Source organism: Shewanella sp. FJAT-52076 (assembly GCF_019457455.1).
GTDB classification, from domain to species: domain Bacteria; phylum Pseudomonadota; class Gammaproteobacteria; order Enterobacterales; family Shewanellaceae; genus Shewanella; species Shewanella zhangzhouensis.
This window is the reverse complement of sequence record NZ_CP080415.1, coordinates 3,486,932-3,510,894: the sequence shown is the minus strand read 5'-3', so window position 1 is coordinate 3,510,894 and position 23,963 is coordinate 3,486,932. Positions and strand designations below refer to the sequence as shown.

The window sequence follows — 23,963 nt, the reverse complement described above, 5'->3', positions numbered from 1 at the left end:
TTCAGGCTCTGCCGAGCGGCCAGGATTGCAGCACCTCATAGCGAACACCGACTGGGGTGCTGTTTGAAAGGTAGAGGTTAAGGGTGTCGGGGCGCAGTATCACAGGCTCCGGCTGCCACTCGGGGACCTGGTATTGTTTTACTTTGCGAAACAGGGTGATGTGGGGGTTAAAGCTGTGCTCATTCTGATGCAACCCCAGGGTATGGCAGAGTGACTGACACCCCTGGTAAAGGTCTGTCAGGCCGGAGTCTGTGGCCTTACCCCACAAACACAGGACACCGGCACCTCGCCAGTGCACCAGGGTGCTGAGTCGCTGTTCAAACCCCGGCATGGCGACGCCTTCGAGTGCGGCCTCGAGTGTTTGACGCTGACGATGACTGGTTTGTCCCAAAAAGGCCAGGGTCATATGCAGGTTGGTTTTTGCCACGGGTTTTCCAGGGGCGCCGAGGCGTTTTTGCAGCTTAAACATAGATTCGCGCTCCTGGTCCGAAAGTGCGAATCCTAAAAATAGTCTTTGTGCATCAGACATAAAGGCTTACCTTTGTCCAAGTCAGTAGGCCAAACCTTGCCTATACTCTTGGTTGAATGCAAGTAACAGCTATTCCGGGAAGGAAAGCGTAAATATGTCATTGCCTGAGTTAAACCCGCTGCATGCTGCGCTGGCAGGGATATTCACCGATGTCCCGCTGGTAACGCTGGAACAGAATGTCGACCGTGCGCTGCAAACCATGACGGCGAAGCTCGACTGTGATGGCGTGTTTGTGCTCTCTGCCGCGACCAGGCAACCTGGTGTCACCCCCCGCAATATCTATCTTAAGCCCGGTAATGTGCCCAATAATCAGGTGCGCCATTGGCCGCTGGCGCGTATGCCGTATTTCAGACGATTAATGCGCCAACCCAGGCTCCTCAATGTACCCGACATCGCCCGCTTGCCTTCTGAGGCTGCACAGGAGAAGCGCTTTTTACGGGAGTGGCGGGTAAAGAGCCTGTTGGTGCTCACGCCTGTGCATTTTGGAGAAACCCAGATTGCCCTGGGAGCCGTTAATTGTGAACGAGCAAGAGACTGGTCGCAGGCCTTTATGGATGAGCTTGGCATCGCGGCCACCCTTATCTGTGCCGTGATGGAGCTGACCCGCATAGCCCAGGCTCTTACCGTGAGCGAGCGCCGTTATCAGGAGCTGTTCAATCAGTTGCCACTGGCCTGTGGACTGGTGGACAGACGTAACAGGGTGAAATTGTTAAACAGCATAGCCCGCCAGAATTTGCCGGTGAGTGACGGTCAGGATCTGCTGGCCCTGGTAAGGCCCGAGGAAGAGGCCATGCTGCAGGATACGCTGCAGGTGGTGCGTGATGGTGTACTGAGTCAGGCCTGGTGTGAGATTTCCATGAAGGGACCGCTGCTGAATCAGCAATGGATCAAGCTGAGCTTCAGCACCATGTCCGATGACCCGGGTACCCTGCTGATGCTGGCGGAAGACGTGAGTGAGCGCCACCGGCTGGCCGACGAGCTCTCATTTCATGCCAATTACGATGCCCTCACCGGGCTGCCAAACCGTTCCCATTTCGAAGCCGTGCTCGACAAACTGCTGCAGCAGTTACCGGAAGAGCCCATTTGTGTGGCATTTCTCGATTTGGACCAGTTTCAGGTGATCAACAATGTCAGTGGTCATCAGGCCGGTGACAAGTTGCTGTGTCAGGTGGCGCTCAGGCTCAAACAGCTGGTGCGCAAAGGGGATACTGTGGCCCGCCTCGGCGGCGATGAATTTGCCATCCTGATGCACTATTGCAACGAGGACACCGCCAGAGTCATTGCCCAGCGCATCTGTACTCAATTGTTTGAACATGAGTTTTACTGGGAACAAAGGCGCCACAATGTGTCAGTTTCCATGGGGGTGGCGCCGCTGGATGCCGGGGTCACTGATATCTATGTGCTGATGAGCCGTGCCGATGCGGCCTGTCGGCTTGCCAAGGAGCAGGGGCGCAATGGCTGGCATATCTACTGCGCCACTGACCCGAAAATGAATCGGCTTTACAGTGAAATGACCGCCTCGGTGGACATCATAGATGCCCTGTCACAAAACCAGTTTCAGCTTCACTATCAACTTATAGAACCGCTGTTGAACAAGCAGGCCGGCATTCATATGGAAATACTGCTGCGTCTCGAACGGCCCGATGGCAAGATGCTCTCGCCGGGGCTTTTTCTACCAGCGGCAGAGCGATACAGCCTGGCATCCAGGGTAGACCGCTGGGTAATAGATAATTTGCTGCGCTGGGGAGGCAGCCATCTGGCGCTGTGGCAGGATCTGGATATGGTGTCGGTCAACCTGTCGGCCAACTCCCTCGGCGATCACGAATTTATGGAGTGGCTTGAGATACGGCTGATGGCCGAGCCAGAGCTGGTGAGCAAATTGTGTTTTGAAATCACCGAAACTGCGGCTGTCAGCCAGCTGGAACAGGCCCAGGCCCTGATTGAACTCTTGCAGCCCCTTGGCTGTAAACTGGCGCTGGATGACTTTGGCTCGGGCTTTTCAAGCTTTGCTTACCTTAAGCTGCTGGATGTGGACTTTGTCAAAATCGACGGGCAATTCGTGGTGAACCTGTGTGACAACAAGTCCGATCAAGCCATCGTCAATGCCATCTGCCAGCTGGGGCGGGACATGGACTTCGACGTCATCGCGGAATTTGTGGAGTCAGTCGATATCGGCAAACGTCTGCGGGAACTTGGGGTGGATTATGCCCAGGGTTATGCCATCGGCAAGCCAGAACCGCTCGATAACCTCAGCAGTGGCAAGCGCGTCCCCTGGCTTCGCGACTTAGCGACAGATTGACTGAGCGACTGAGCCCGCCGCTTTGCCCCGACTGCACTTGTGGTCCCCTTTCCTGTACAATGGCCGCCACTGTTTTCACCCGCCGGAATGCCCTTGAACGCTCTGCCTGTCTGCGACCTCTTTGACGAGCTGAAACGCTCGCTCGCCCAGCATCAGCAACTCATCCTCGAAGCCCCCACAGGTGCCGGTAAGTCCACGGCGCTGCCACTGGCATTGCTGGATTGGCCAGAGATATCCGGTCGCATCATCATGCTCGAGCCCCGCCGGGTGGCGGCGCGCAGCGTGGCGCGCTTTATTGCCAAACAGCGTGGCTGTCAGCTTGGCGCCGAGGTGGGCTACCGGGTGCGCGGCGACAGCAGGGTGTCCAAAGAGACCCGCCTCGAGGTGGTTACCGAAGGCATTTTGACCCGAATGATCCAGGACGATCCCGAGCTTGATGGGGTTGGGCTTATCATTTTCGATGAAATCCACGAGCGCCATTTGAGCACAGATCTGGGGCTGGCGCTGGCACTGGAAGTGCAGGCCGGGCTCAGGGATGACCTTAAAATCCTGGCCATGTCGGCGACCCTAAGCGGTATGCCGCTGCAAACTCTGATGCCCGAAGCTGTGCTGCTACGGAGTGAAGGCCGCAGTTTTCCCGTCGCAGTGGAATACGCCTCTGTGCCCACAGGCGCCGATTGGCAGGCCCATATGGGCAAAATCCTGATGGAACTTGCCACGGGAAAACGCCCACTGCCTGAGGGTGTTACGCCGGGCACTGTGCTCGCGTTTTTACCGGGCAAGGCCGAGATTGAGCGTTTGAAAGAGTCTCTTGCCGAGCGCCTCAGCGAATCGGAATTTGCCATCTGCCCCCTTTACGGTGAGCTCGATGCCAACGCCCAGGACAGGGCCCTCAGTGCCGATCCCGATGGGCGCCGCAAACTGGTGCTGGCCACCAACGTGGCCGAATCGAGCCTGACCATAGATGGGGTGACTCTGGTGGTGGACTGCGGCTTTGTGCGCCAGGCCAGTTTCAATCCCCGCACCGGTGTTACCCGTCTTGGGCTTAAGCGCATCAGCCAGGCCTCTGCCATTCAGCGTGCCGGCCGGGCCGGACGACTGGCACCGGGGCTCTGTATCCGGCTTTGGAGTCAGGAAGAGTTTGACCGCCAGATGAAGGCAGAAGAGCCGGAGATCTTACGCAGTGAGCTGGTATCACTGGCCCAGGAAGCCGCCGTATGGGGCGCACGGGATTTTGCCGCATTAAAACTGCTGTCCCAGCCGCCAAAAGTGAACGAGTCCCTCGCATGGGCGCTCCTTAAAGATTTGGAGCTGGTGGACGACAACCACAAGCTCACGGCCCTTGGCCGGGATGCCCATCGTCTGGGCTGCCATCCCCGCCTGGGGCATATGCTGCTTAAAGCCAGGGCGCTCGGAGAGGCTGAAAACGATGCCACCCTGGCGCCGCTGGCATGCCTGCTGGCGGCCATTCTGGAAGGCCGTGGATTACCGCGCAGGGGCTGTGACATCAGCCACTACCTGATGTGGGCAACGTCGGGCCAGGCCGGTCAGCAAGCTAAACAGTGGGCGGCCAAGCTCGGCATCAAGGCCGATTTTGCTGCTGTGGCCAAAGCTGCCCATCCACGTGACTGTGGCCTCTTGCTGGCGCTGGCGTACCCGGACCGTATCGCTATGGCCCGTGGCAAGGATGGCTTTGTGCTGGCCAATGGCACAGGCATCACAGTGGATGAGAGCGACGCCATGGCGCTGGAGCCCATGCTGGTGGCGGCGGACTTTGGTGAACTCGAAGGCCGCAGCGCGGGGCGCTTGTGGCTGGGGGCGCCGCTGGATGCGCGCCTCTTCGACGGTCCGCTGGCCTTTTTACAAAGTGAGCGAGAGGTCAGTGGTTTTGATGAAGGCCGCGGCCGCTTTGTGGCCGAAAAACAGCGGGTGGTGGGCAGTCTGGTGCTTGGCCGCGAAACAGTGAGTCAGGTGCCCGCGGCCCTCAAAGCCAGCGCCTGGATAGCCCGTATTCGCCAGAAAGGATTGGCGTGTCTGGGCTTTGATGAGGATGCCATGCAGCTCAGGCGCAGGGCCACGCTGGCGGCCAGTTTGCTTGGGGGCGATTGGCCCGCCATGGACGATGAGGCGCTGCTTGATGGCCTCGAAGACTGGCTCGGGCCTTATTTGGGCAATATCAACAGCCTGAATGAGTTCAATAAACTGGACGCCGGACGCCTGCTGCGCGACAGCCTCGACTGGCAGCTGCGCAGAACCCTCGACGAAGCCCTGCCGACCCATTACCCTATGGCAACCGGCACCCAGGCCCCCATTCGCTACGAAGACGATGGACGCGCCATGCTCAGGGTGCGATTGCAGGAGGCCTATGGCATGGCGGCAACGCCCTTGTTGGCTGGCGGACGGCTTAAGCTCACCATGGAGCTTCTGTCTCCGGCACAGCGGCCATTGGCCCTGACGGCGGATCTGGCCAGCTTCTGGCAAGGCCCCTATCAGGACGTAAAAAAGGAAATGCGGGGCCGTTATCCCAAGCATTTGTGGCCGGACGATCCGGCAAACACCTTACCGACCAAATTTACCAAGAAAAAGACCTTGGGCCAGGCCTGAGGCAGAGAAAGTATGACTTCAGATAAACGGAATTCAGGCAAAAGGGCGCCCGCCAAGGGCGCATCGGCAAAGTCCAGAACGTCAGCCAAAGCGCGTAATAAGCCCGGGATCCTGTGGCGTATATGGTCATTCCTGTGGAAGCTGACCCTGGTCGTACTGGTGCTCTGTGCCGCCTATGGCATTTATCTCGACCAGCAAATCGCCCGCAAATTTGAAGGCCAGAAGTGGCACCTGCCGGCGCAGATTTACAGTCGCTCCATGGCGCTCTATCCCGGTGCGGCCGTGAGTCATCATCAGCTCCTGGCGGAACTCCAGTTGCTGGGGTATCGCAAGGTGGCCAATCCCCGTCAGGTGGGTGAGTTTTCGGCCTCCGCTACCCGCATCGATTTGTGGCGCCGTCCCTTCCTGCATCCGCTGGGTAGCCAGGATGCGTCCCGTGTGATGATTACCTTTGATTCCCAAGGGGTTTCAACGGTGTCACGCCATGGCGACAAGCGCGAGCTGGCGGTGTTTCACCTGGAGCCCATGCTGCTCGACCGCCTGATTGCGGACGACGGTGAAGACAGGTTGTTTGTACCGCGCAAAGAAGTGCCAGATACCATGGTAGAAGCCCTGCTGCTGGTGGAAGACCGCAGCTTTTACGAGCACCACGGGGTGAACCCCTTCGCCATTTTGCGCGCCGCCTTTGTCAATATCAGTGCCGGGCGCACAGTGCAGGGTGGCTCGACCCTGACCCAGCAGCTGGCGAAAAACTTCTTCCTCTCCAGCGAGCGCTCCCTTATCCGTAAGGTCCGCGAAGCCCTGATGGCCATCATCATCGACTTCCGTTACAGCAAGGATGAGATCCTCGAGGCCTACCTCAACGAAGTCTACATGGGCCAGGACAAGTCCCGTGGGGTGCACGGTATGGGGCTGGCATCGCAGTTTTACTTTGGCCGTCCGCTTACCGAGCTCACTACGGCCCAGCAGGCCTTTTTGATTGCGGTCATTAAGGGGCCTTCCTACTACAACCCCTGGCGTTATCCGGCCCGGGCGCAGGAACGACGTGATCTGGTGCTGAGACTCTTGATGGAGTCGGGCAAAATCAGTGTCAACGACTTCCAGATTGCTGCCGAATCCCCCCTGGGCTTAAGGCCAGAAGGTAGACCCGTGCATCAGCGTATGCCCGCCTTCTACACCCAGGTGAAGAAGGAACTGGCACTGCGTTGGGGGGACAGCCTGCTCAATGAGTCGGGCATCAAGGTGTACACTACCCTCGACCCCATCGCCCAGGAAGCTGCCGAGAAGGCCGTGAAAGACGTGATGGCCCGTATCGGCAAAGACACCAAGGAATTGCAGGCGGCCATGGTGGTTACCGACAAGTTTGGTGGTGGCATTGCGGCCATGGTGGGGGACAGAAACCCCAGCTATGAGGGCTACAACCGGGTCAGCGAAATGCGCCGTCCCATTGGCTCGCTGGTGAAGCCCTTTGTGTACCTGACTGCCCTTGAAGACAGCAACTACAACCTGATGACGTCCCTGAAGGACGAGCCCTTAACCGTGACAAACAAGCACGGCCAGAGCTGGTCACCCATGAACTACGACAAGACGTTCAGTGGTCAGGTGCCTTTGATGCGCGCCATGTACAAGTCACTCAACGTCCCCACTGTGAACCTGGGGCTGGCCGTGGGCGTGGATGCTGTGATTAACACCCTCGACGATGCCGGTTGGCGCGGTGAGGCCATTAATCCCTATCCGTCGATGTTGCTGGGCGCCGTGGATGGCTCGCCGCTGATGGTGGCACAGATTTACCAGACCCTCGCAGACAATGGCCGTTATCGCCAGCTCTCCACCGTCACCGATGTGCTGGATATGAATAACGAAGCCATTCTGGCCAGTCGTTTGCCCTCTGAGCAATCCCTTGAGCCAGCGGCTGCCTATCTGTCCCAGTACATCATGACCCGAGTGGTGTCAGAAGGTACCGGGGCACGTCTTGGCCGGGCCTTCCCCAACGTCACCCTGGCGGGTAAGACGGGCACCAGTAACGACAGCCGTGACTCCTGGTTTGCCGGCTTTGATGAGCGGAACGTGGCCGCAATTTGGGTGGGCCGCGACGATAACGGCAAGACCAAGCTGGTGGGGGCCAGCGGCGCCATGGCGATTTATCAGGCCTTCCTGGAAGCTCGCCCGCCGGTAGCGCTGAGGATGACCCCACCTGACGATGTGGTGCAGGGTTATTTTGATTTGAGTGGCAATGCACTGGAAAAAGGCTGCCCGGGTGCGGTGGCACTGCCTGCAAAAGCCGGCAGTTGGAAGCCGGCGCAAAATTGCGGCAAGCCTTTGTCCTGGTGGCAAAAAATCATCGGTGGTTAAATCTGGATAAGTTATCTGAGATTGACTGAAAAGCCCGGCATTGCCGGGCTTTTTGTTTGTTGGTCAGGGAGTATGGTGTCAGGCAAATTTAATACGGTTGCCGCCGGCCTCTTTGGCCTGATACATGGCCTCGTCGGCACGCCGCAAAATATCTTCATGGCGGCTGTGCCCCTCATCCAGACACACGCCCACACTGGCTGTGACCTGAAGCTTGTTGGCGGGCGCCGGAAAGCAGAGGCTTTCGATGTTGTGGCGGATACGTTCGGCGATGGTGCCCGCTTCCTCTTCGCTGGCAGAGGCCAGCAGTACCACAAATTCCTCGCCGCCCCAGCGGCCACACTGGTCACGATTGCGTATCGAGTAGCGTATCACCCGGGCGATATCCGTCAGCACCTTGTCGCCCACCTCATGGCCCAGGGTATCGTTAATGGATTTGAACCTGTCGATATCTATCATGATCAGCGCCCGGCAGCGGCGCTGGCTGTCGAGGTGCCACAGTCGCTGTAATTGCTCGCTGAAGGCGCGGCGGTTGGCGATGCCGGTAAGGGGATCGGTGGCCGCCAACTGTTGGGCCAGCACGCGCTCTTGCTCTGATTGGCGAAACTGAGCCGCGAGCGCCAGCGCCAGCAACATGGCGTCGATAAACATACCTATTTCGGCCGCACGGTAGGTCCACTGGTTGAAACTGATATAGCCCTCAACCGCGAGCCCCGTGGTGCAGCTGCCGACCATGGTCGACAAAGACGCCAGCAAAAACAGCTTGGCGGTGGGTAGCCCGTGCTGCCAGGCGAGTATGCCCAACAGGGGCATCAGCAGGGTAAAGATATAGACAAAATCGAAGGCGAAGATGAGTCCAAGCTCCCGATCGTCTGTGGCCATGGCCACCCCCTGAGCGGCCATCATCAGCACCGCCAATCCCAGCACCACATAGCTCAGATGGGGGCGTAGCTTGTCGATACCCAAAAAACGCAGCGCGAACATCAGCCCCGACACACAGTAAAGTGTCATCAGCATGGGGTGAGACCACTGGCGCCAGTGGGACAGGCCGGGCCAGAACCAGAACTGACCGTGGCCGGTATAGCTCAGGTTGAGCAGGATAAAACTGAATAAAAACAGTGAATAATAAAAATAGCTGCGCCTGCCTATCCCCAGGAAGAGGATAAAGTTATAGCCCAGCAGCGCAAAAAGACCGCCATAGAGAAAGCCGTAGCTGAGCAGCTCGATGCGATTACGCTGGTTCGCATGCTGTGGATTTGTCAGGTAGACGGGGACCAACCTGGGATCGGGCCCCGACACCCTGAGCAGGAGCAGGTGATTGCCCGGGGGCAGCCACAAAGACTGGCGCATAAACCGGCCATCTTCCGCTGTGGCATTCCGGTCGCCGCCGTACCAGGTCTGCATGCGGTCACTCTGGTCAAACAGATAGAGGGCCACCTCATCCTGCCAGGCATTGGCGAGCTCAAAAATAAGCTGAATATCAGTATCGGACGGGTTTTGTAACGGCAGCGCGAGCCACAGCGGCGGGGCGCCTATACCCAGACTGGGGATCTTTTTGCCATGGGGTGCAAAGCGTCCCCGCTCGAATGCGGCTTTGGCATTAGCAGGGCTGAGGGGCGTGTCGGACTCAATCAAATACATCCATTCCCGGGACAGTGGGTCCCCGGGCAGTTCGTCCGGTGTGAGTGGCTGGGCGTGGGCAAACAGAGAAAACAGCACCAGCGCCAACAACCCCAGCGCTTGTCGCAAACTCATCTATTCGCCTTGGGTGGTGACATCTGGTTAAATATAGTAATGATTTATGGGTAGTTTGTATAATTTTACATACACCTGTTCGGTAAATGTTTTGCTGTGACCGCCCACGCTTCCTGCTAAGGTGGACTCCTGAATAATATGGCAATTGGAGTCTGACCCATGACGGAACTGCATCATCCCCTGAATGACTTTATTGAATATCCTCCCGAAGAGATGGGACGACGCGCACAGGCCAATCTCATCGAGCTTCGCCGACGTCACTCCATTCGCATGTTTTCAGACAGACCTGTGGCCAAAGAGATCATTGAGCAATGCATACTGGCGGCGGCCTCGGCGCCAAGCGGTGCCAATCATCAGCCCTGGCATTTTGTGGCCATTTCCAGCCCTGAGGTGAAGGCTGCCATTCGCCGCGAGGCCGAGGCGTTGGAGCAAAGTTTTTATCAGGGGCGGGCGGGGGAAGAGTGGCTGGATGCGTTAAAGCCTTTGGGCACCAATGCCAATAAGGCCTATCTGGAGCGGGCTCCCTGGCTGATTGCCGTGTTCAGCCAAAAGCGCGGTGGGGTGGATGAAGGCGATAACAAGACCAACTACTACGTGCATGAATCTGTTGGTATTGCTACCGGATTTTTGATTCAGGCGCTGCACCATGCAGGCCTTGGCACCCTGACCCATACCCCAAAACCCATGAGCTTTTTGAGCAAAATTTGCGGCCGTGACAATGATGTGGACCGGCCCTACATGCTGATTGTGGCCGGGTATCCCGACAAAGACGCCACAGTCCCCGACCATGCCCTGAAAAAGAAATCTCTGGAACAGGTGGCTTCGTTTCTCTAGCCGCTGGATATCAATCGGTGTTGGGGCGCAATACACCGTCGCTTCAGTTGCCGCGCCGTGCCTGCAAAGCTAGGCTGTAGCCATTGGACGTTGACAGAGAAGAGCTATCTTTGGGCAAGAGTAAATTCCCATGCAATGACGCCGCGCCTCTATCCCTGCCGCAGCCGGCCAGGGTGGATATTGCCACCCTGAACCTGTTTAACTTTTTGGCGCCCCCCGCTGCCGCCTATGAGTTTGATCGCATCTACACCAGGGCCCAGTGGCAGAAAAAATGCGACTGGCTGCGCCACTGCGTGGCCAGTCTCGAGGCCGATATCATAGGGTTTCAGGAGGTGTTCAGCGTCGATGAACTTAAGGCCTTGATGCAGGAGTTGGGCTACCCGCACTTTGCCGTGGTGGATACTCCAAACTGTGAAGATTATGTCTGCCGCGCGCCCGTGGTGGCCATTGCCAGCCGTTTGCCGCTGGCAGAAGTGGCGGCGGTGGAGCCCGAACCTGCCGCCCTTGCCGCCATGGACCTTAAGGCGGATTTTCGCTTTGGCCGCAGGGTGCTCAGAGCCACAGTCAGCCTTGCTGATTGGGGCATGCTGGATATCTATGTGCTGCACTTTAAATCCCAGCGACCACTGTTTGAGCCAGAGGCTTTGGGTGATATGAAGGCCGCGCCAAGACTGCTGGCCCACCGGGCACTCGGCAGTTTTGCCAGCAGCGCCCGCCGCGGCTTTGAGGCCATGCTCCTGTATCAGGCGCTCATCAATCGGCGGGATGAGACTGCCAATCCCATGGTGGTCATGGGCGACTTTAACAGCGGATTGGATGCCGCCGAGTTTCGCGGTTTCTGGCTGGGGGCCGATGCCATTCATGGCAACGACAGACAAGTGGCGGGCCTGGGGGGCTTGAGCGAACAGGCCTTTGCCAACGCCATCGGCCAATTTACTCTTAAAGATGCCTCTGTGTTGTTTCTGGAGGGCCAGCTGTTTGACCGGCAAAGTGGCGGCCACCACGGAGCTGACTCAACGGAAGATTTAAGCTGGGCAAGGCGACCGACCCATTATCTGGGCTCCCGCGGCAGCCTGCTGGACCATATCCTTCTGAGTCAGGATTTTGATGGGGCATTGGCCCCAGCCCGTGGCCGGGTATGCCATTTCTCGGTCTTCGATGAGCACCTTAGAAGCCCCGTGTATGAACGTGACAGTGAAAGCTCAGATCATGCGGCTCTGGTAGTCGGGCTGGAACTTCTATAGCGCGACGAAGTTCTACCGAGGGAGCCAAGATTTGGATCATGCGGCCTTCATAGGATGGTTGGGCTGGAGCTTCTGTAGCGCGAAGCCAACCGGCTGCGGGTTAACGAAGACTCCAGATCATGCGTCCTTAATGGAGTGGTTGGGCTGGAGCTTCTGTAGCGCGAAGCGAACAGGCCGCGGGTTAACGAAGACTCCAGAACATGGGCTCTTAATGGAGTGGTTGGACTGGAGCCTCTATAGCGCGAAGCCGTTCTACCAAGGGTTATAAAGGCCCGGGATCCTGCGCCGCTAATCATTGGGCTGGAGCTTTTTTAAGGGAATGCCTGCCAAGCCTGTGCAAACAAGGTAAAATAGGCCGCATTTCACGGCAGTGGCGCACCGGCTGCGGTCATCAGCAACCCGGTATGCGCCGCCTCCAATCTGTAACACGCCGCCTTTGGCGTTATCGAGACATCTTCATGAGCATTCGCATCAAACTCAAGCCGGGACGGGAAAAGTCCCTCGACCGTCGTCACCCCTGGGTGTTTTCCAGCGGCGTCCACAACATCAAGGGCAAGCCCCTGCGCGGTGAAACCGTGGATGTGGTGGCACACGACGGTCGCTGGCTTGGCCGTGGTGCCTGGTCAGATGCCTCACAAATTCAGGTGCGAGTCTGGACCTTCGATAAAGAAGAAGCCATCGATCGCGACTTTTTCGCCCGCCGCATCGCCCGTGCCCAGGCCGGCCGTGATGCGCTTATCCGCGAAAAGGGCCTCACCGGCTATCGTCTGGTCGGCGCCGAGTCCGACGGCCTGCCCGGCATCACCATCGACCGCTACGCCAATGTGCTTGTGTGTCAGTTGCTGTCGGCCGGCGCCGATTACTGGCGCGACACCCTGGTGTCTGTGCTCGCCGAGCAGTTCCCCGAGTGCGCCATTTATGAGCGTTCCGATGTGGACTCCCGCAAGAAAGAAGGCCTGCCGCTGGTAACAGGTTTGCTCCACGGCGAGCTGCCTGCCATGCCACTGATTATTGAAGAAAACGGCATCAAGATTGCCGTCGATGTGGAAAAGGGTCACAAGACCGGCTTTTACCTTGACCAGCGCGACAACCGCGCCATGGCTGCCCGTTTCGTGGCAGGCAAGTCGGTGCTCAACTGCTTCTGCTACACGGGCACCTTTGGCCTCTATGCCGCCAAGGGCGGTGCCGCAAGCATCGAGAACGTGGACGTCTCCACCCTGGCACTGGACACCGCCCGTCACAACATGGCCATCAACGGCCTGAACGATGACCATGTGACCTACAGCGAAGCCGATGTGTTCAAGCTGCTGCGCCAGTACCGCGACGAAGGCAAAACCTTCGATGTGATAGTGCTCGACCCACCCAAGTTTGCCGACAACAAGGCCCAGCTCAATGGCGCCTGCCGTGGTTACAAGGACATCAACATGATTGCCATGCAGCTGCTTAAGCCCGGCGGCACCCTGCTGACCTTCTCCTGCTCCGGCCTGATGCCCGCTGACCTGTTCCAGAAAATCGTTGCCGACGCCGCCCTCGATGCCGGCCGCGACGCCCAGTTTATCGAGCGCCTGAGTCAGGCCTCAGACCATCCCATCGGCGCCGCCTTCCCGGAAGGTTTCTACCTTAAGGGGCTCGTTGCCAGGGTCTGGTAACCCAGAGTGCCAAATGAAAAGCCTGCTCTCGATGAGCGGGCTTTTTTTGTTTGAGCCGAAGGGTTGGCTGCAACCATTCGGCAGCTTACCCCTGCCGAGAAAGACATTGCCAACACCTAAACTGGGGAGTTTGAGCAAAATCCCAATGACTGTTTTGAAAATCCGAATTTTGGCTGCAGCCGTCTGATTTAACGGGTTTTAATGCCATTTTTGACGTTTAATTTTCCGAAATAAATTCGCAGATTGAGAAAATAAAATACGAAATAACTATCTATTCTGCTGACAAAGTGTATAGTGACCGCAGCTCATCGAGCACAGTTACTATTGATATATTTAGTTCAAGATTTTCTCAGTTTCAAACGAATCAGTTTGTCATATTTATCCTGCGATTCCTTTTTCTTCATTTCCAATTTAGTAGCTTCAATTTTTATTTATGCGAGATATTTATGTCTATTAAAACTACTGGTTCAGTAAAATGGTTCAACGAAACAAAAGGCTTTGGCTTTATCACCCCAGATAATGGTGGCGCCGATGTATTTGTTCACTTCAGAGCCATTGCTGTTGATGGCTTCAAGACCCTGGCCGAAGGCCAACAGGTTCAGTTTAACGTAGAGCAGGGCAACAAAGGCCCACAAGCTGCAAACGTTACCCTGCTGTAACTGCTTGTTTTTAAGGTGTCTGCTGCGTAGCAGGCACCTACACTGCCTGGATATCTGCAACGCGGCACTCTTAGACCAGCCGTTCAGGTATCACCCTCTTTTATCAAATCGATAGTATCAACGCAGATAGTATCAAACCGATAGTATCAGCACAGATAATATTAACAGCGCACGCTATTCATCACAGCTCACACCTCAATAATCCATCAAGATTAACGAGTCTGCTGGTACAGGCACAATGGGTAACTCTCACGATGTCATCCTGAGAGTGTTTGAATTTCAATCAGAAAAGGAAGTAAACCATGAGCAATAAAAAGCCTGGGAATAGTCCTCTGAGTGATAATTCAAAAAAGCCTGTTAACAGCCATCAAATCAGAAATGAAATCGACGATATTCTGATAGCCAGAGAACAACATAAAAAAGCTGGAACTTTAACCGGAGAACCCTATGCGAAAGCCATCTAACCGCAAAGTCGGCAAAAAAGTACGTCAGGATAATTTCGATTCCAAGTTCGAGCATATGGTCGGTGAGTATCAAAGCGCCAAAGCAGTTCTGGATACCCTGGAAGAAGACAGTGTTGAATATGCAGCGCAGAAAAAACAATGCGATCAGCTGTTCGCCAGCGCCGAGCGGTTTTTCAATAGCCGTCAACGGTAAGCCGCTAAGCGCTGCGGCTATTACAACTTTCTGATTGTGTGCACTCTTCAAGCCTGTCTTTGCCTGAGCCATTCTGGCGGTTTGCAGTGGTCGATACTTTGGTTGAATGCCAGGCGCTGCTTAGCGAAAGTCGTAGGGTTAGAGCCTAATTCTTCTCAAATTCGAAAGGCCTGTTCATCAAGAACAGGCCTTTTTGTTAGGTCAGCGAATTGCCTTGCCTGTAGCAATGTGGCGGTTTGCAGCAACTGAAAGCTGAAGCCAAAGCAGCTTGGATGGGGCGAAAAAGTGACTGTTACAGATTAAAATCCATTGACGGACTGCCACAGTCACTTGTTATGTGCATTATCCGTATGCCTTTAATGTGTTAAAAATCTCCGTAGACAAGTCAGAAAACACACTGCGAATTGACTCAGATAACATCTTGGCATCGTCGAAATCCGGATTGGCAAGCATTGTAACTTCAAAGATTGACCATTCTGGCATGACATCTTGGTTCACCCATTTTTCGCCTTGTAACTTTTCCCAATAACTAATCTGAACATCTTTTGTCTGTCCCAGCAGCCAAAGCTCGAAGCGCACCTCTTGATGGTTTAGTACGATTGCTAACTTGAGTTTCTGTTTTTTAAGGAAATCGTTTTGCAAATAAAAATAAGTAAAGTCGATATAACCATGCAGTACATTTGCAACTGAGTACTCGCCTTTGTAATTTTTATCAAATTCAGTTCTGAGATTCTGTACGATTCCAACAAGGCTTTGATATGTTTTTTGGAGCTCCCCACTAGCGAACGCTTTTTTGTACGCAGGAATTCGAGCGTTTAAACTTTTTTCATCTGGCATTTCCTCGTCCTCTAAACTCCGCTAGCACATAACGCCGCCCCAGCGCCTTAGCGGTGACCGTAGCCGATTACGCTGCATTAAGGTGGCTATACTTGAACGAAGCGAAACTGCCAAGCGTTGCGAATCACTCTTAAATGCTTTGTTATGCCACTAGCGATCGCTGATCGCAACTTTGCTTGCTAGCCCAATAAGTAAAACACCAGAAACGCCCTCTAGCCCTCGTGAGTAGCGCTGAGAATTCGGGCGTCTAAAGACCCAACTACCTACTGATGCATACAGGATATTACACATTGTAGCCAGTACGCTAAATAACAAACCAAGCCACAAAAATTGCATCGAAGCCGAACCTGATGATGTGTCAATAAACTGAGGTAGGAACGAAAGGAAGAACAGTGCAACTTTCGGGTTTAAGACACTAACAATTACGCCTTGTACAAATACATTTTTGTCACTTTCAACGCTTTCACTTACTTTCAATCTGCTATCCCCACGCCACATTGAAAGTAACGACTGAACACCCAAATAGACTAGATAAGCGGCACCTAACCATTTGACTGCGCTAAAAGCTAACGCTGAGCTGAGGATAATTGCAGATAATCCTAATGAAGCTGCTAAGGTATGAACAAAGTAACCTACACCAAGTCCCATTGCAGCTTTGAAACCAGCGACCAACTTACCTTTCATTGTGTTTGAAACAATATAGATAACATCTGGCCCTGGTATCATATTGATAGCAAGACAAGCGACTATAAATAGTAGTAGTGAATTAAGATCCATTTCTTTTTCTCCATAATTTGGTTCCGGTTTACAGCCTTGTTATGCATTTAGCCCAGATAGATAAGTGATGACCCTATCTGCCTCGTTTTGACTTCTGATGCCGACCCGAGGCCAATTGTATTTGGGATTGGGTTTTACAGGATGGTTAGTAAAGCCACAAATTGCATCTATATGATTTTGGCCCTGGGCTCGAGTTATGCCTTTTTTAGCAACAACTGATTCCAGCTTGAGGGCTACTTCTGCAGAATTGCCGTCCGCAATATTAGAATGATATACGGTTAGCACTAAATCGGACTGCTTTTTGAACCGAGTACCGTTGCCGCTCGGCAGATCACTTGGTCTTCCAAGGTATTCCGTAATTCCATTCACCAAATACAAATATATGTCATTACTCATTTTTCTGACCTTGCATAACATTTTAATACTGCGACCTTACAAGGTGGCCCATGCTTGTAAGCTTGCTTTACCTTGCGAGGTATCCGCTGCCTACAGCCAGAACTCGCTTGCTGACGGTTACACCCATCCCGCTTCGTTGCGGGTCGCAGCGGGATTGGACAAGGGCTCATGCTCGCCAGGGCGTTTATGAGCGCGAACCATGGATGGTGAGCTGGCTCTTTTGCATGGACGCAAGTGCAAGTCGATACTGCCTCCGCGTGGCGGGCCAGATGCCCTTCGGCTCAAGCTAAGCGATAGAAACTTTTCTGTCGCTTGCCTTGCAGGCTCGCTTTCGCCCTTTCCCCGGGTGTGGGTCGAAGACCCACGACCTTTTGTTGTTTGCAAAACAACAACCCTCACAGGGTTAACGCAAAAACAGGCCCAAGGCAGCGCCTTGGAAAAACACAGGTTCGGGGGAGTAAAGGAAGGATAAAAATCTGCAATCCTTTGCTGCCAAAACGCGATTCCTTGGGCGTTACCTGACGGTAACAAGCATTATATGCGTTATGCCTTAACCATTGTTTTTACTGGTTATAAAACAAACTGTGTCCATCGTACAGTAAAGTCGTTTATACCGGCAAGTGTTCACGGGAAAGCACGCCATCACCGAAAAAACAGCTGTGTTCCAAGGTGCCAGAGCAGGCGATACAGAAGGAATTGGGAATCGAAGACTGGCAGTAGTGACAAGGGATGCTTTTGACCCAGCCAGACAAGAAACAAAACCCCGACAGCTTGCGACTGTCGCCTCACCGTTGGGGTATTGCTTCCACCTTCGAAGAAGTCGCGTGAGCTATTACTTCTGTGTTGCCCTGTAGTGGTCGAAGTTCTCGATATAGTCATCGAGGTTGGCTTCGAGCATCTCTTTATAACGCTCCATGTAATAGTCCATCATTTCCTGCTTCTTGGGCTGCATCTGCGCCTGGGTTTCAAAGCTGGTGGAGGCAAACCAGGCGTTGTAGCGGGCGACGGCCCACATGAAGGAGGCGCTGATCTCGCCGGTTTTGATAGCTGGATCCTGATTTTGCTGGTTGGCGAGCTTGATCAGCTCGGAGGCGCGCTCGTAAAAGGCATTTTGACTATTGGAAGCGATCTCAGAGGTGGTATCAGTGCTGGTTTCAGATGTGGTCTCGGTGGCAAGCGTTTCTTCAGACATGGGATATTCCTGTGTGAAGGGTCGGTTCCTGAAGGAAAAACGCCAGGAACTCGCCCCGTTTGTAGTTGCTCTTACCCTAAAGTATTTGCCCCTGAAGGGACAGCCGACTGAATCACAGAATAGCGCGATAGCCTGACAAATAGCTGCGCCGCATCCCAAAACATCCCAAAGCGTCGTCCCGACGAAGGCTTTCGCTAATACCCCGTCAGCTCCATATAGCCCTCACCTCTGTGGCTGCCGCTGTCACTGTCACTGATGCGTACCGGGCCTTCCCAATATGGCATGCTGAGCTGCATGCGGGCGTCGCCGTTGAGGGCCTCAACCTTGAGATTAAGCTGGCCGCCTGCGCTTTTGTCTTTCAACCTCAGCTGCCAGACAACCGGATAACCCTGATGGTAGTCAGTTGGCATCATCGAGAGCACCTCCAGCTGCGCACTGCGGCCATCGGGCCACATGCGATTGGCATGGGTGAAGGACTTGGCGTTTTGTTCACGCAGCTGAAACAGCATCAGCGCCGAGCCATCGTCGAGGCGCAGGGCAAACCAGTCCCAGCCCTGTTGTGCCAGCCCCAAAAAGGCGCTGCTCCATTCGCGGTCGAGCCAGCCCTGGCCGCTGACCTTTTGCCACTCGCCATCCAGCAGTACCTCTCCCTCGATATCGATAAAAGGCGCCGAGTAGTAATAGGATGCCAGCCCCGCATCGAAGCTCTTGGCGCTGTAACCCTTATCACCCTGAAGTTGCAGCGGCGAGCGACTGGAAAGCCTGAGCCGATAGGCGGGGGCTTCGGCGCCGTTTGCGCCTGCAACAGAGAGGCTTGCGGGAAAGAGATCCGGGGTGTTGGATTGCCAGCGCCAGTCGGCGAGATGCACCGAAAAGGGGTTACCGCCAGCGGCTGCAAGTTGACTGTGGCCACGGGACCATTGCTCGGCAGCCACATGGCTGTGCTTGCGGGTGACCGCGGCGTGGGCAAACCACAGCTGGCGGCTGTGCCAGCCGTCGTCGGCGCCGTGCTGATTGCCCCCCGGCAATGCCGTGTCGGGTTCTGGTTTCAGCGCGACCCGAAACTGGGTCCACTGCAGCCCCAAAAGCTCGCCGCCGGCGGTTTTGAGGTTGGCGGTAAGATACCACCACTCCTGGCGGAAATTATTGTGGGGGCCGTGGTCGGCAGGAAAACTCAGAGGTTTGCCGGGGCTCACGGTATCGAAGCCTGTAATATCCCCCGCCATCAGTTCCCCCATGCCGGGGGGCGCTGTGTCTGGGGCCTGATGCCGATTGTCGCCGGATTTGTCACAGCCAGAGGTCAGCAATAAAGTCAGTACAAGCAGGGGCAAGAGCATGATTTTCAGTGCTAAGCTCATATCAATTAGCCTCCTGCTGCAAACTGCGGATTAGCGGGCGACGGCTTTGACGCCACAGGGGCCAGGCGAGGGCCAGCGAGGCCGACAGCAGCGCCGCACCTATGGCGGTAAGTACCGGCAGCCATTGCCAATCCATGGTGAGGCTCCAGCCGAATGACAGCAAAATGACCTTGTGGATCAAGAGCCAGGCGAGTATCCAGGCCACGGGCACCGCAAGCAATGCGGTGGCCAGCACCATCAGCAGCATTTGCACTGCGCTCATTAGCAGCAGCTCCCGGCGGCTCACCCCCAGGGCGTGCAGCCGCGCCAGCGGATTTTCGCGGCTGGCGGAGAGCATGGACAGCGCCGAGAACAGGCCAATGGAGGCCACGAGCAGGGTGAGGGTGCCGAGGCTTGCGGTGATTTCAAAGGTGCGGCCAAACATGGTGATGGCAATTTTTTTGATGTTCTGCTGGCTGAAAATCAGCGAGCGTGACAGCTCAAGCTCCCCGGCCAGGTCATTGGCAAGCTGCTCGGCGTCGCACTCGTTGCAGCTCAGCGCCAGACTCATGGGAATGGGGGAGAGCCCCAGCTCAAGCCATAACGCTTCCTCGATAAGGGTTTCAAACTGTTGATTGCCATGATCGTAAAAAATGCCGGCAACCACCAGGTTCAGACGTTGGCCGCCAACGGCCACATCCAGGGTATCTCCAAGCTGAATATTGAGCCGCAGCGCCATGGGCTCATTCACCAGAATTTGCCTGCCGCCTTGCTCCATGGCTTGCCACAGCGTGTCATCGAATTGCTTCAAGGTACTGGTTTCCCGTACCGACAGGCTATCCCGCGCCAGCAGCCGGAAGCGGGTATCGCTGTTACCCTGGCCTGTGAGCACGGCGGGGCTGGAATACTGGCGGTAGCTGGCGCTGATGCGGCTGTCGCCATCGAGTTTTGCCATGACCTCCTGCATGCGGCTGTCGCCGGGCCTTAAGTAAATATCGGCATGGAGTCTCTGGTTGAGCCAGGCCTTTAAGGTGCCTTCGAAACTGCCCACCAGGGTTGTCATGGCGATATTGGCCGACAGCGCCAGCAGCATGGCCATCATGGCCAGCGACATGGGCGGTGCCAGAACCTTAAGCTCGGCCACCAGGTAGTGTGACAGCCCAGGTCTGTAGAGGCCTGGCCTGGAAAATAGCGCAGGTAGCCTCGCCAGCAGGCTGGGTAACAGTAGCGGCGTTGCCAGCGTCACCAGTGCAATCAGCCCCAGGCTATAAATCGGCAACAGCCGTGGCAGTTGCTGCTCGCGCAGATACTGGCTTACTTGAGGCTCCACCAGGGTTATCAGCAGCGCCAGCAGTAACAGTGCAGCGGCAACCGCAAGCTGCAGCCGTTGCATTCGGGTATCGAAACCCTGGCTCGCCGCCTGATGACGACTGCTGGCGAGCGGTGTGGCCACCAACCTTGCCATCAGGGGGATGCAGGCAAAGAGACTCGCGGCGGCGGTCAGGCCAAAGGCTTCAATAAACCAGGCTGGTTGCCAGTGGCCGGGCAAGAGGCGCGCGCCGTAGATTTGCTCCAGTGTCATGGCGACCAGTGGCATAAGCACCTGACCCAGCCACAGCCCCAGCACAAACCCGACTAAGGCGCCGAAGCTAACCATCAGCATCAGCTCCAGCGTCAGGGCGCCCAGAAGTTCCCGCTGCCCCACACCCAGCTGGCGCAGCTGCAATAAAAGCCGGGTGCGCTTCATCAGGCTGTAACGCACGCCGTTGTAGGCGATAAAGAGCCCCACCACAAAAGACAGCAGCCCCATGGCCTTGAGGCTTAAATGAAAACTGCCGGTGAGTTCACTGAGCGCCGCCCCATTATCTTCGGCAACGATTTCAAGCCCGGAGGCATCTATTCCGGCAGCCTGCAAATGCTGCTTGAGTGCCGCCGGGCTTACACTATCCAGCACCTCAATGCTGCTCAGTGTATCGGACGCCTTCAGCGCGGCTTTGGCAAAGGACAGGTCGGCCACCATGGCGCTGCCCAGACCATAACTGTCATCCAAACCAATCAGTGTTATTCCCTTGCCACTCAGGGTGACGTCGCCTGCGGCCTGAATCTTTTCGAGGTGGCTTTGGCTTAGCAGCAATACAGGCTCGCCGCTGAGCAGGCTTGCCAGGTCAAGGTTGGCAGAGAGGGGGCTGCCGGATTTGGCCGATGCGCTCTGGGGCGCTGGACTATGGGGATCAGAACTGGAGGTCGCCGCGGAACTGGCCGCAGAAGTGGCGGCGATTATGTCGATACCGTCGATGTAAAAGCGTCTGCCGCTATCGTCGGTGATGACGCCGTTTAATCTGGGCAGCAACTTAAGGCCCTGGCGACTGAGGCGAAAATAAATGTCATCGCTGAGAAACGCGGCGCCCCCTGCCGGTAGCAGGGTAAAGGCGGCGCGGCCAGAAAGGGGTGCCGTGGCCTCGCGGTAGCTGGCACGGGCATTTTCATTGATGCTTTTGACCGCAGTGAGCAGTACCACGGAGAGGATAATGCCCAGCAAAATGGCCCCGGCCTGCAGCGGTGCACGGCGGTAATGGCCCACAAAGACCTGGAGGCTCAGCCACAGGCCATGTTGGGTGCGTGCTGTTTGCGTCGTGCCCATGCTTATGCCCGGCCCGGCCTGTCCGAGTCCGGCACAAGTTGTTGAGTCGCCGGACTGCCACCTGCGGACCGCTGGCCCTCGGCAATCTGGCCATTGCTGAGGTGCCAGCGTCTTTGCATAAAGGCGGCGCAGCGCTCGCTGTGGGTCACCATCAGGATGGCAGTATTGCTTTCCCGGGCGAGGCTGGTGAGCAGGGTCATCACCTCGTCGCCGGCGTGCTCATCCAGGTTGCCTGTGGGTTCATCTGCAAGCAGCAGCGGCGGGCGCTGAGCCAGAGCCCGGGCGATGGCGACCCTTTGCTGCTGACCGCCGGAGAGGCTGTCCACCGGGCGGGACAGAAGCTCGGTCAGCCCCAAACGGCTTGCCAGGGTATTGCACCAGTCATCCCAGGGCAGACCGTTTAAAGCGAGGGGAAAATGAATATTGGCCTGCACATTTAACGGTTCCAGCAGGTTGAACTGCTGAAACACCATGCCAAGCTCGCGGCGGCGAAACGCGTCCCAGTCTTTGGCGCTGAACTCATGGGTGGGTTTGCCAAGGAGGTGGATGTGGCCATCGTCGGGACCATCGAACCCGGCAATCAGATTGAGCAGGGTGCTCTTGCCGCTGCCGCTGGGACCTGTGAGGGCGACAGTTTCACCGGGGTGGATTTCCAGGGTGAGATTATCCAGTACCCGGTGTCGCTCTGCACCGTCCTGAAAACTCTTGTGTATCTCCTGCATGGCGACTATCGGCGTCATTACCTCTCCTTAGTTCGGCCGTCACTGCCAGGTGTTGCCGGCAGTAACTGGACAAAGGATAACCTGCTGCTTTGGGAAAAACTACGTTAAAACAAGCGGGAAAGATCAGCCTGATACCGGAGGGAATGACGGATTTGGTCCAAAAAAGTTGAGAATGGTGACGCTTACCTGGAATGGTGAACCTCAAGACTTTGCCGCTGGCAGATGCCCTGAGCAAAAAGTCAGGGCGTGAAGCAGTGGCGGATATCTGGCTTATTCCAACTCAGTGCTCAGTGCTCAGTGCTCAGCGGTTGGCGGCGTAGGCGCTAAGCTCCTCGATACTTACGCGGGTCACAAAGTGATTGTCGACAAAGAAGTCCACCCCTTCGCCGCTGCGCTTACCTGTCATGGTTTGGTCGCGGCCATCGCTGAAGCGCACCAACATGGTCAGGGTGCTGTCATCGATGGCAACAAACTGAGCATTTTCAATCTGCTGGCGGTTGTCGGCGCCCAGGGCGCCCTTGAGCGGCGCATCGGTCAGCTCCTTATCCAGCTTATCGTTGACCTTGATAATGGTTTTGGCGGGCATGTCCACCAAAGCCGGAGACTTGCCGGTGATAGGGTTTTTGCCGGTCCAGAATTCGATACTGTTGAAAATAAAGAGGTCGGCTGTGGCGGTGAGACCATAAACCGGCGCCAACAGCATATACAGACCGGCGCGGCCATAGCGGTTATCCACCGCCGACAGATTGCCCTGGGTCAGCATGCTGCTCAGGCCCATTTGGCCCATACAGGCAGTGAGTTGGGTGCTGGCAAGCAGCGCCAGCGTCAGGGTGACTTTATTCAGTTTCATTTGGCTCAATCCGTGTGAAATCAATCGGGTATTCGGGGCGCAGATTCTAGTGGCTGGGCCTTTTCTCACCGGGCAGTGGCTCACACTTTGGGGTAAGGATTCTGTTGTGGTCGTAACCGGCTTGAGATCTTTTGTAAGTGATTGATGCTAAAGGTTTGAATTGCTGACTTTGCGGCGGATTGTATTGCAGAACACTAACAAAGGTTACAGGCAAAGGACGTTGGCAAGCATGATGGGCGTCACGCTTCCCTTGCGGCCTGTTGCCTGTATCCCCGGCTTCTGGCAATCTTGCTTCCCCCGCGGCCAAACCGCGGGTTCCGTTCGGATGAAGGTAGCAGGAGAGTTGGGGCGTGCCCCACACCGACGAGGCCAACTTCGATGCAAGTCGAAGGACTCTTTCAGGTGCCAGGAATTGACCTGGTGTGGACTGCTACTGGACGAGCCTCTGGAGAGATCCGGTCAGTTACTTCTGGCATCGAGCATGTCAGCTGTAATCGGCACCGGGCGCCGAAGGCGAAAGCCCCTTTGGGGTGAAACGCTCAGGCAAAAGGACAGAGGAGAGGATGATTGCACCACCCTCCCCGGGTGGCCTTTTGCCACAGGTCTCTTCCACCTTGGTTCGCAGCCATTTC

20 protein-coding genes and 1 riboswitch are annotated in these 23,963 nt (G+C 55.9%); of the genes, 10 read left to right on the top strand and 10 right to left on the bottom strand.

The genetic code is table 11. The annotated features are described in order from the left end of the window. Window position 1 precedes the first annotated feature (1 nt). Window positions 2-469: an RNA 2',3'-cyclic phosphodiesterase gene (gene thpR, locus K0H79_RS15470; protein ID WP_258405411.1), complete on the bottom strand. Its 468-nt coding sequence runs from the start codon at window positions 467-469 to the stop codon at window positions 2-4. A gap of 154 nt (window positions 470-623) precedes the next feature. Here thpR and K0H79_RS15465 point away from each other — a divergent pair, with 154 nt between their 5' ends. The 3 genes from K0H79_RS15465 to mrcB all read left to right on the top strand — a co-directional run bounded on the left by K0H79_RS15465 (window position 624) and on the right by mrcB (window position 7,784). Then, complete coding sequence (locus K0H79_RS15465) at window positions 624-2,828, top strand: bifunctional diguanylate cyclase/phosphodiesterase (RefSeq protein WP_220076408.1); 2,205 nt, start codon at window positions 624-626, stop codon at window positions 2,826-2,828. Between the two features lie 87 nt (window positions 2,829-2,915). Further along, window positions 2,916-5,432: an ATP-dependent helicase HrpB gene (hrpB, locus tag K0H79_RS15460; protein ID WP_220076407.1), complete on the top strand. Its 2,517-nt coding sequence runs from the start codon at window positions 2,916-2,918 to the stop codon at window positions 5,430-5,432. A gap of 12 nt (window positions 5,433-5,444) precedes the next feature. Then, window positions 5,445-7,784 (top strand): penicillin-binding protein 1B, encoded by a 2,340-nt coding sequence (gene mrcB / locus K0H79_RS15455; protein WP_220076406.1) that lies wholly within the window; start codon window positions 5,445-5,447, stop codon window positions 7,782-7,784. Between the two features lie 78 nt (window positions 7,785-7,862). On the opposite strand, the gene K0H79_RS15450 is transcribed toward mrcB, so the two are convergent. Next, complete coding sequence (locus K0H79_RS15450; protein WP_220076405.1) at window positions 7,863-9,536, bottom strand: diguanylate cyclase; 1,674 nt, start codon at window positions 9,534-9,536, stop codon at window positions 7,863-7,865. 159 nt (window positions 9,537-9,695) lie between these two features. Here K0H79_RS15450 and K0H79_RS15445 point away from each other — a divergent pair, with 159 nt between their 5' ends. The 7 genes from K0H79_RS15445 to K0H79_RS15415 all read left to right on the top strand — a co-directional run bounded on the left by K0H79_RS15445 (window position 9,696) and on the right by K0H79_RS15415 (window position 14,579). Beyond that, window positions 9,696-10,370, top strand: coding sequence for a nitroreductase family protein (locus tag K0H79_RS15445; RefSeq protein WP_220065585.1), 675 nt, complete (start codon window positions 9,696-9,698; stop codon window positions 10,368-10,370). Window positions 10,371-10,480: 110 nt separating this feature from the next. Next, window positions 10,481-11,614, top strand: a complete 1,134-nt coding sequence (locus K0H79_RS15440; protein ID WP_220076404.1) for an endonuclease/exonuclease/phosphatase family protein — start codon at window positions 10,481-10,483, stop codon at window positions 11,612-11,614. Window positions 11,615-12,072: 458 nt separating this feature from the next. After that, window positions 12,073-13,263: a class I SAM-dependent methyltransferase gene (locus K0H79_RS15435; RefSeq protein ID WP_220065581.1), complete on the top strand. Its 1,191-nt coding sequence runs from the start codon at window positions 12,073-12,075 to the stop codon at window positions 13,261-13,263. Window positions 13,264-13,276: 13 nt separating this feature from the next. Further along, the gene (locus K0H79_RS15430; RefSeq protein ID WP_220076403.1) at window positions 13,277-13,450 is read left to right on the top strand and encodes a hypothetical protein; all 174 of its coding nucleotides are present in this window, start codon (window positions 13,277-13,279) and stop codon (window positions 13,448-13,450) included. A 259-nt stretch (window positions 13,451-13,709) separates the two neighbouring features. After that, window positions 13,710-13,922, top strand: coding sequence for a cold-shock protein (locus K0H79_RS15425; RefSeq protein WP_011761070.1), 213 nt, complete (start codon window positions 13,710-13,712; stop codon window positions 13,920-13,922). A gap of 302 nt (window positions 13,923-14,224) precedes the next feature. Further along, window positions 14,225-14,386 carry a hypothetical protein gene (locus K0H79_RS15420; RefSeq protein ID WP_220076402.1) on the top strand — a complete coding sequence of 54 codons (162 nt, stop codon included), beginning with the start codon at window positions 14,225-14,227 and terminating at the stop codon, window positions 14,384-14,386. Beyond that, window positions 14,370-14,579, top strand: a complete 210-nt coding sequence (locus K0H79_RS15415) for a hypothetical protein (protein ID WP_220076401.1) — start codon at window positions 14,370-14,372, stop codon at window positions 14,577-14,579. Before K0H79_RS15420 ends, K0H79_RS15415 begins: the two co-directional genes overlap by 17 nt. Window positions 14,580-14,921: 342 nt before the next feature. On the opposite strand, the gene K0H79_RS15410 is transcribed toward K0H79_RS15415, so the two are convergent. From K0H79_RS15410 to K0H79_RS15375, 8 genes are all read right to left on the bottom strand, one after another. Next, complete coding sequence (locus tag K0H79_RS15410; RefSeq protein ID WP_220076400.1) at window positions 14,922-15,416, bottom strand: DUF7000 family protein; 495 nt, start codon at window positions 15,414-15,416, stop codon at window positions 14,922-14,924. 150 nt (window positions 15,417-15,566) lie between these two features. Next, window positions 15,567-16,193 carry a LysE family translocator gene (locus tag K0H79_RS15405; protein WP_220076399.1) on the bottom strand — a complete coding sequence of 209 codons (627 nt, stop codon included), beginning with the start codon at window positions 16,191-16,193 and terminating at the stop codon, window positions 15,567-15,569. A 39-nt stretch (window positions 16,194-16,232) separates the two neighbouring features. Then, on the bottom strand, window positions 16,233-16,589 hold the full coding sequence (locus K0H79_RS15400) for a hypothetical protein (protein ID WP_220076398.1): 357 nt from the start codon (window positions 16,587-16,589) through the stop codon (window positions 16,233-16,235). Window positions 16,590-17,421: 832 nt separating this feature from the next. Continuing rightward, window positions 17,422-17,781, bottom strand: coding sequence for a DUF3144 domain-containing protein (locus K0H79_RS15395; protein ID WP_258405410.1), 360 nt, complete (start codon window positions 17,779-17,781; stop codon window positions 17,422-17,424). 194 nt (window positions 17,782-17,975) lie between these two features. Further along, window positions 17,976-19,139 carry a lipocalin-like domain-containing protein gene (locus K0H79_RS15390; protein WP_220076397.1) on the bottom strand — a complete coding sequence of 388 codons (1,164 nt, stop codon included), beginning with the start codon at window positions 19,137-19,139 and terminating at the stop codon, window positions 17,976-17,978. Between the two features lies 1 nt (window position 19,140). Continuing rightward, window positions 19,141-21,759 (bottom strand): ABC transporter permease, encoded by a 2,619-nt coding sequence (locus tag K0H79_RS15385; RefSeq protein WP_220076396.1) that lies wholly within the window; start codon window positions 21,757-21,759, stop codon window positions 19,141-19,143. Between the two features lie 2 nt (window positions 21,760-21,761). Beyond that, on the bottom strand, window positions 21,762-22,499 hold the full coding sequence (locus K0H79_RS15380) for an ABC transporter ATP-binding protein (protein WP_258405409.1): 738 nt from the start codon (window positions 22,497-22,499) through the stop codon (window positions 21,762-21,764). Between the two features lie 283 nt (window positions 22,500-22,782). Next, window positions 22,783-23,331, bottom strand: a complete 549-nt coding sequence (locus K0H79_RS15375) for a DUF3332 domain-containing protein (protein ID WP_220076395.1) — start codon at window positions 23,329-23,331, stop codon at window positions 22,783-22,785. 435 nt (window positions 23,332-23,766) lie between these two features. Next, window positions 23,767-23,896, top strand: a riboswitch (glycine riboswitch). Window positions 23,897-23,963: the final 67 nt, after the last annotated feature.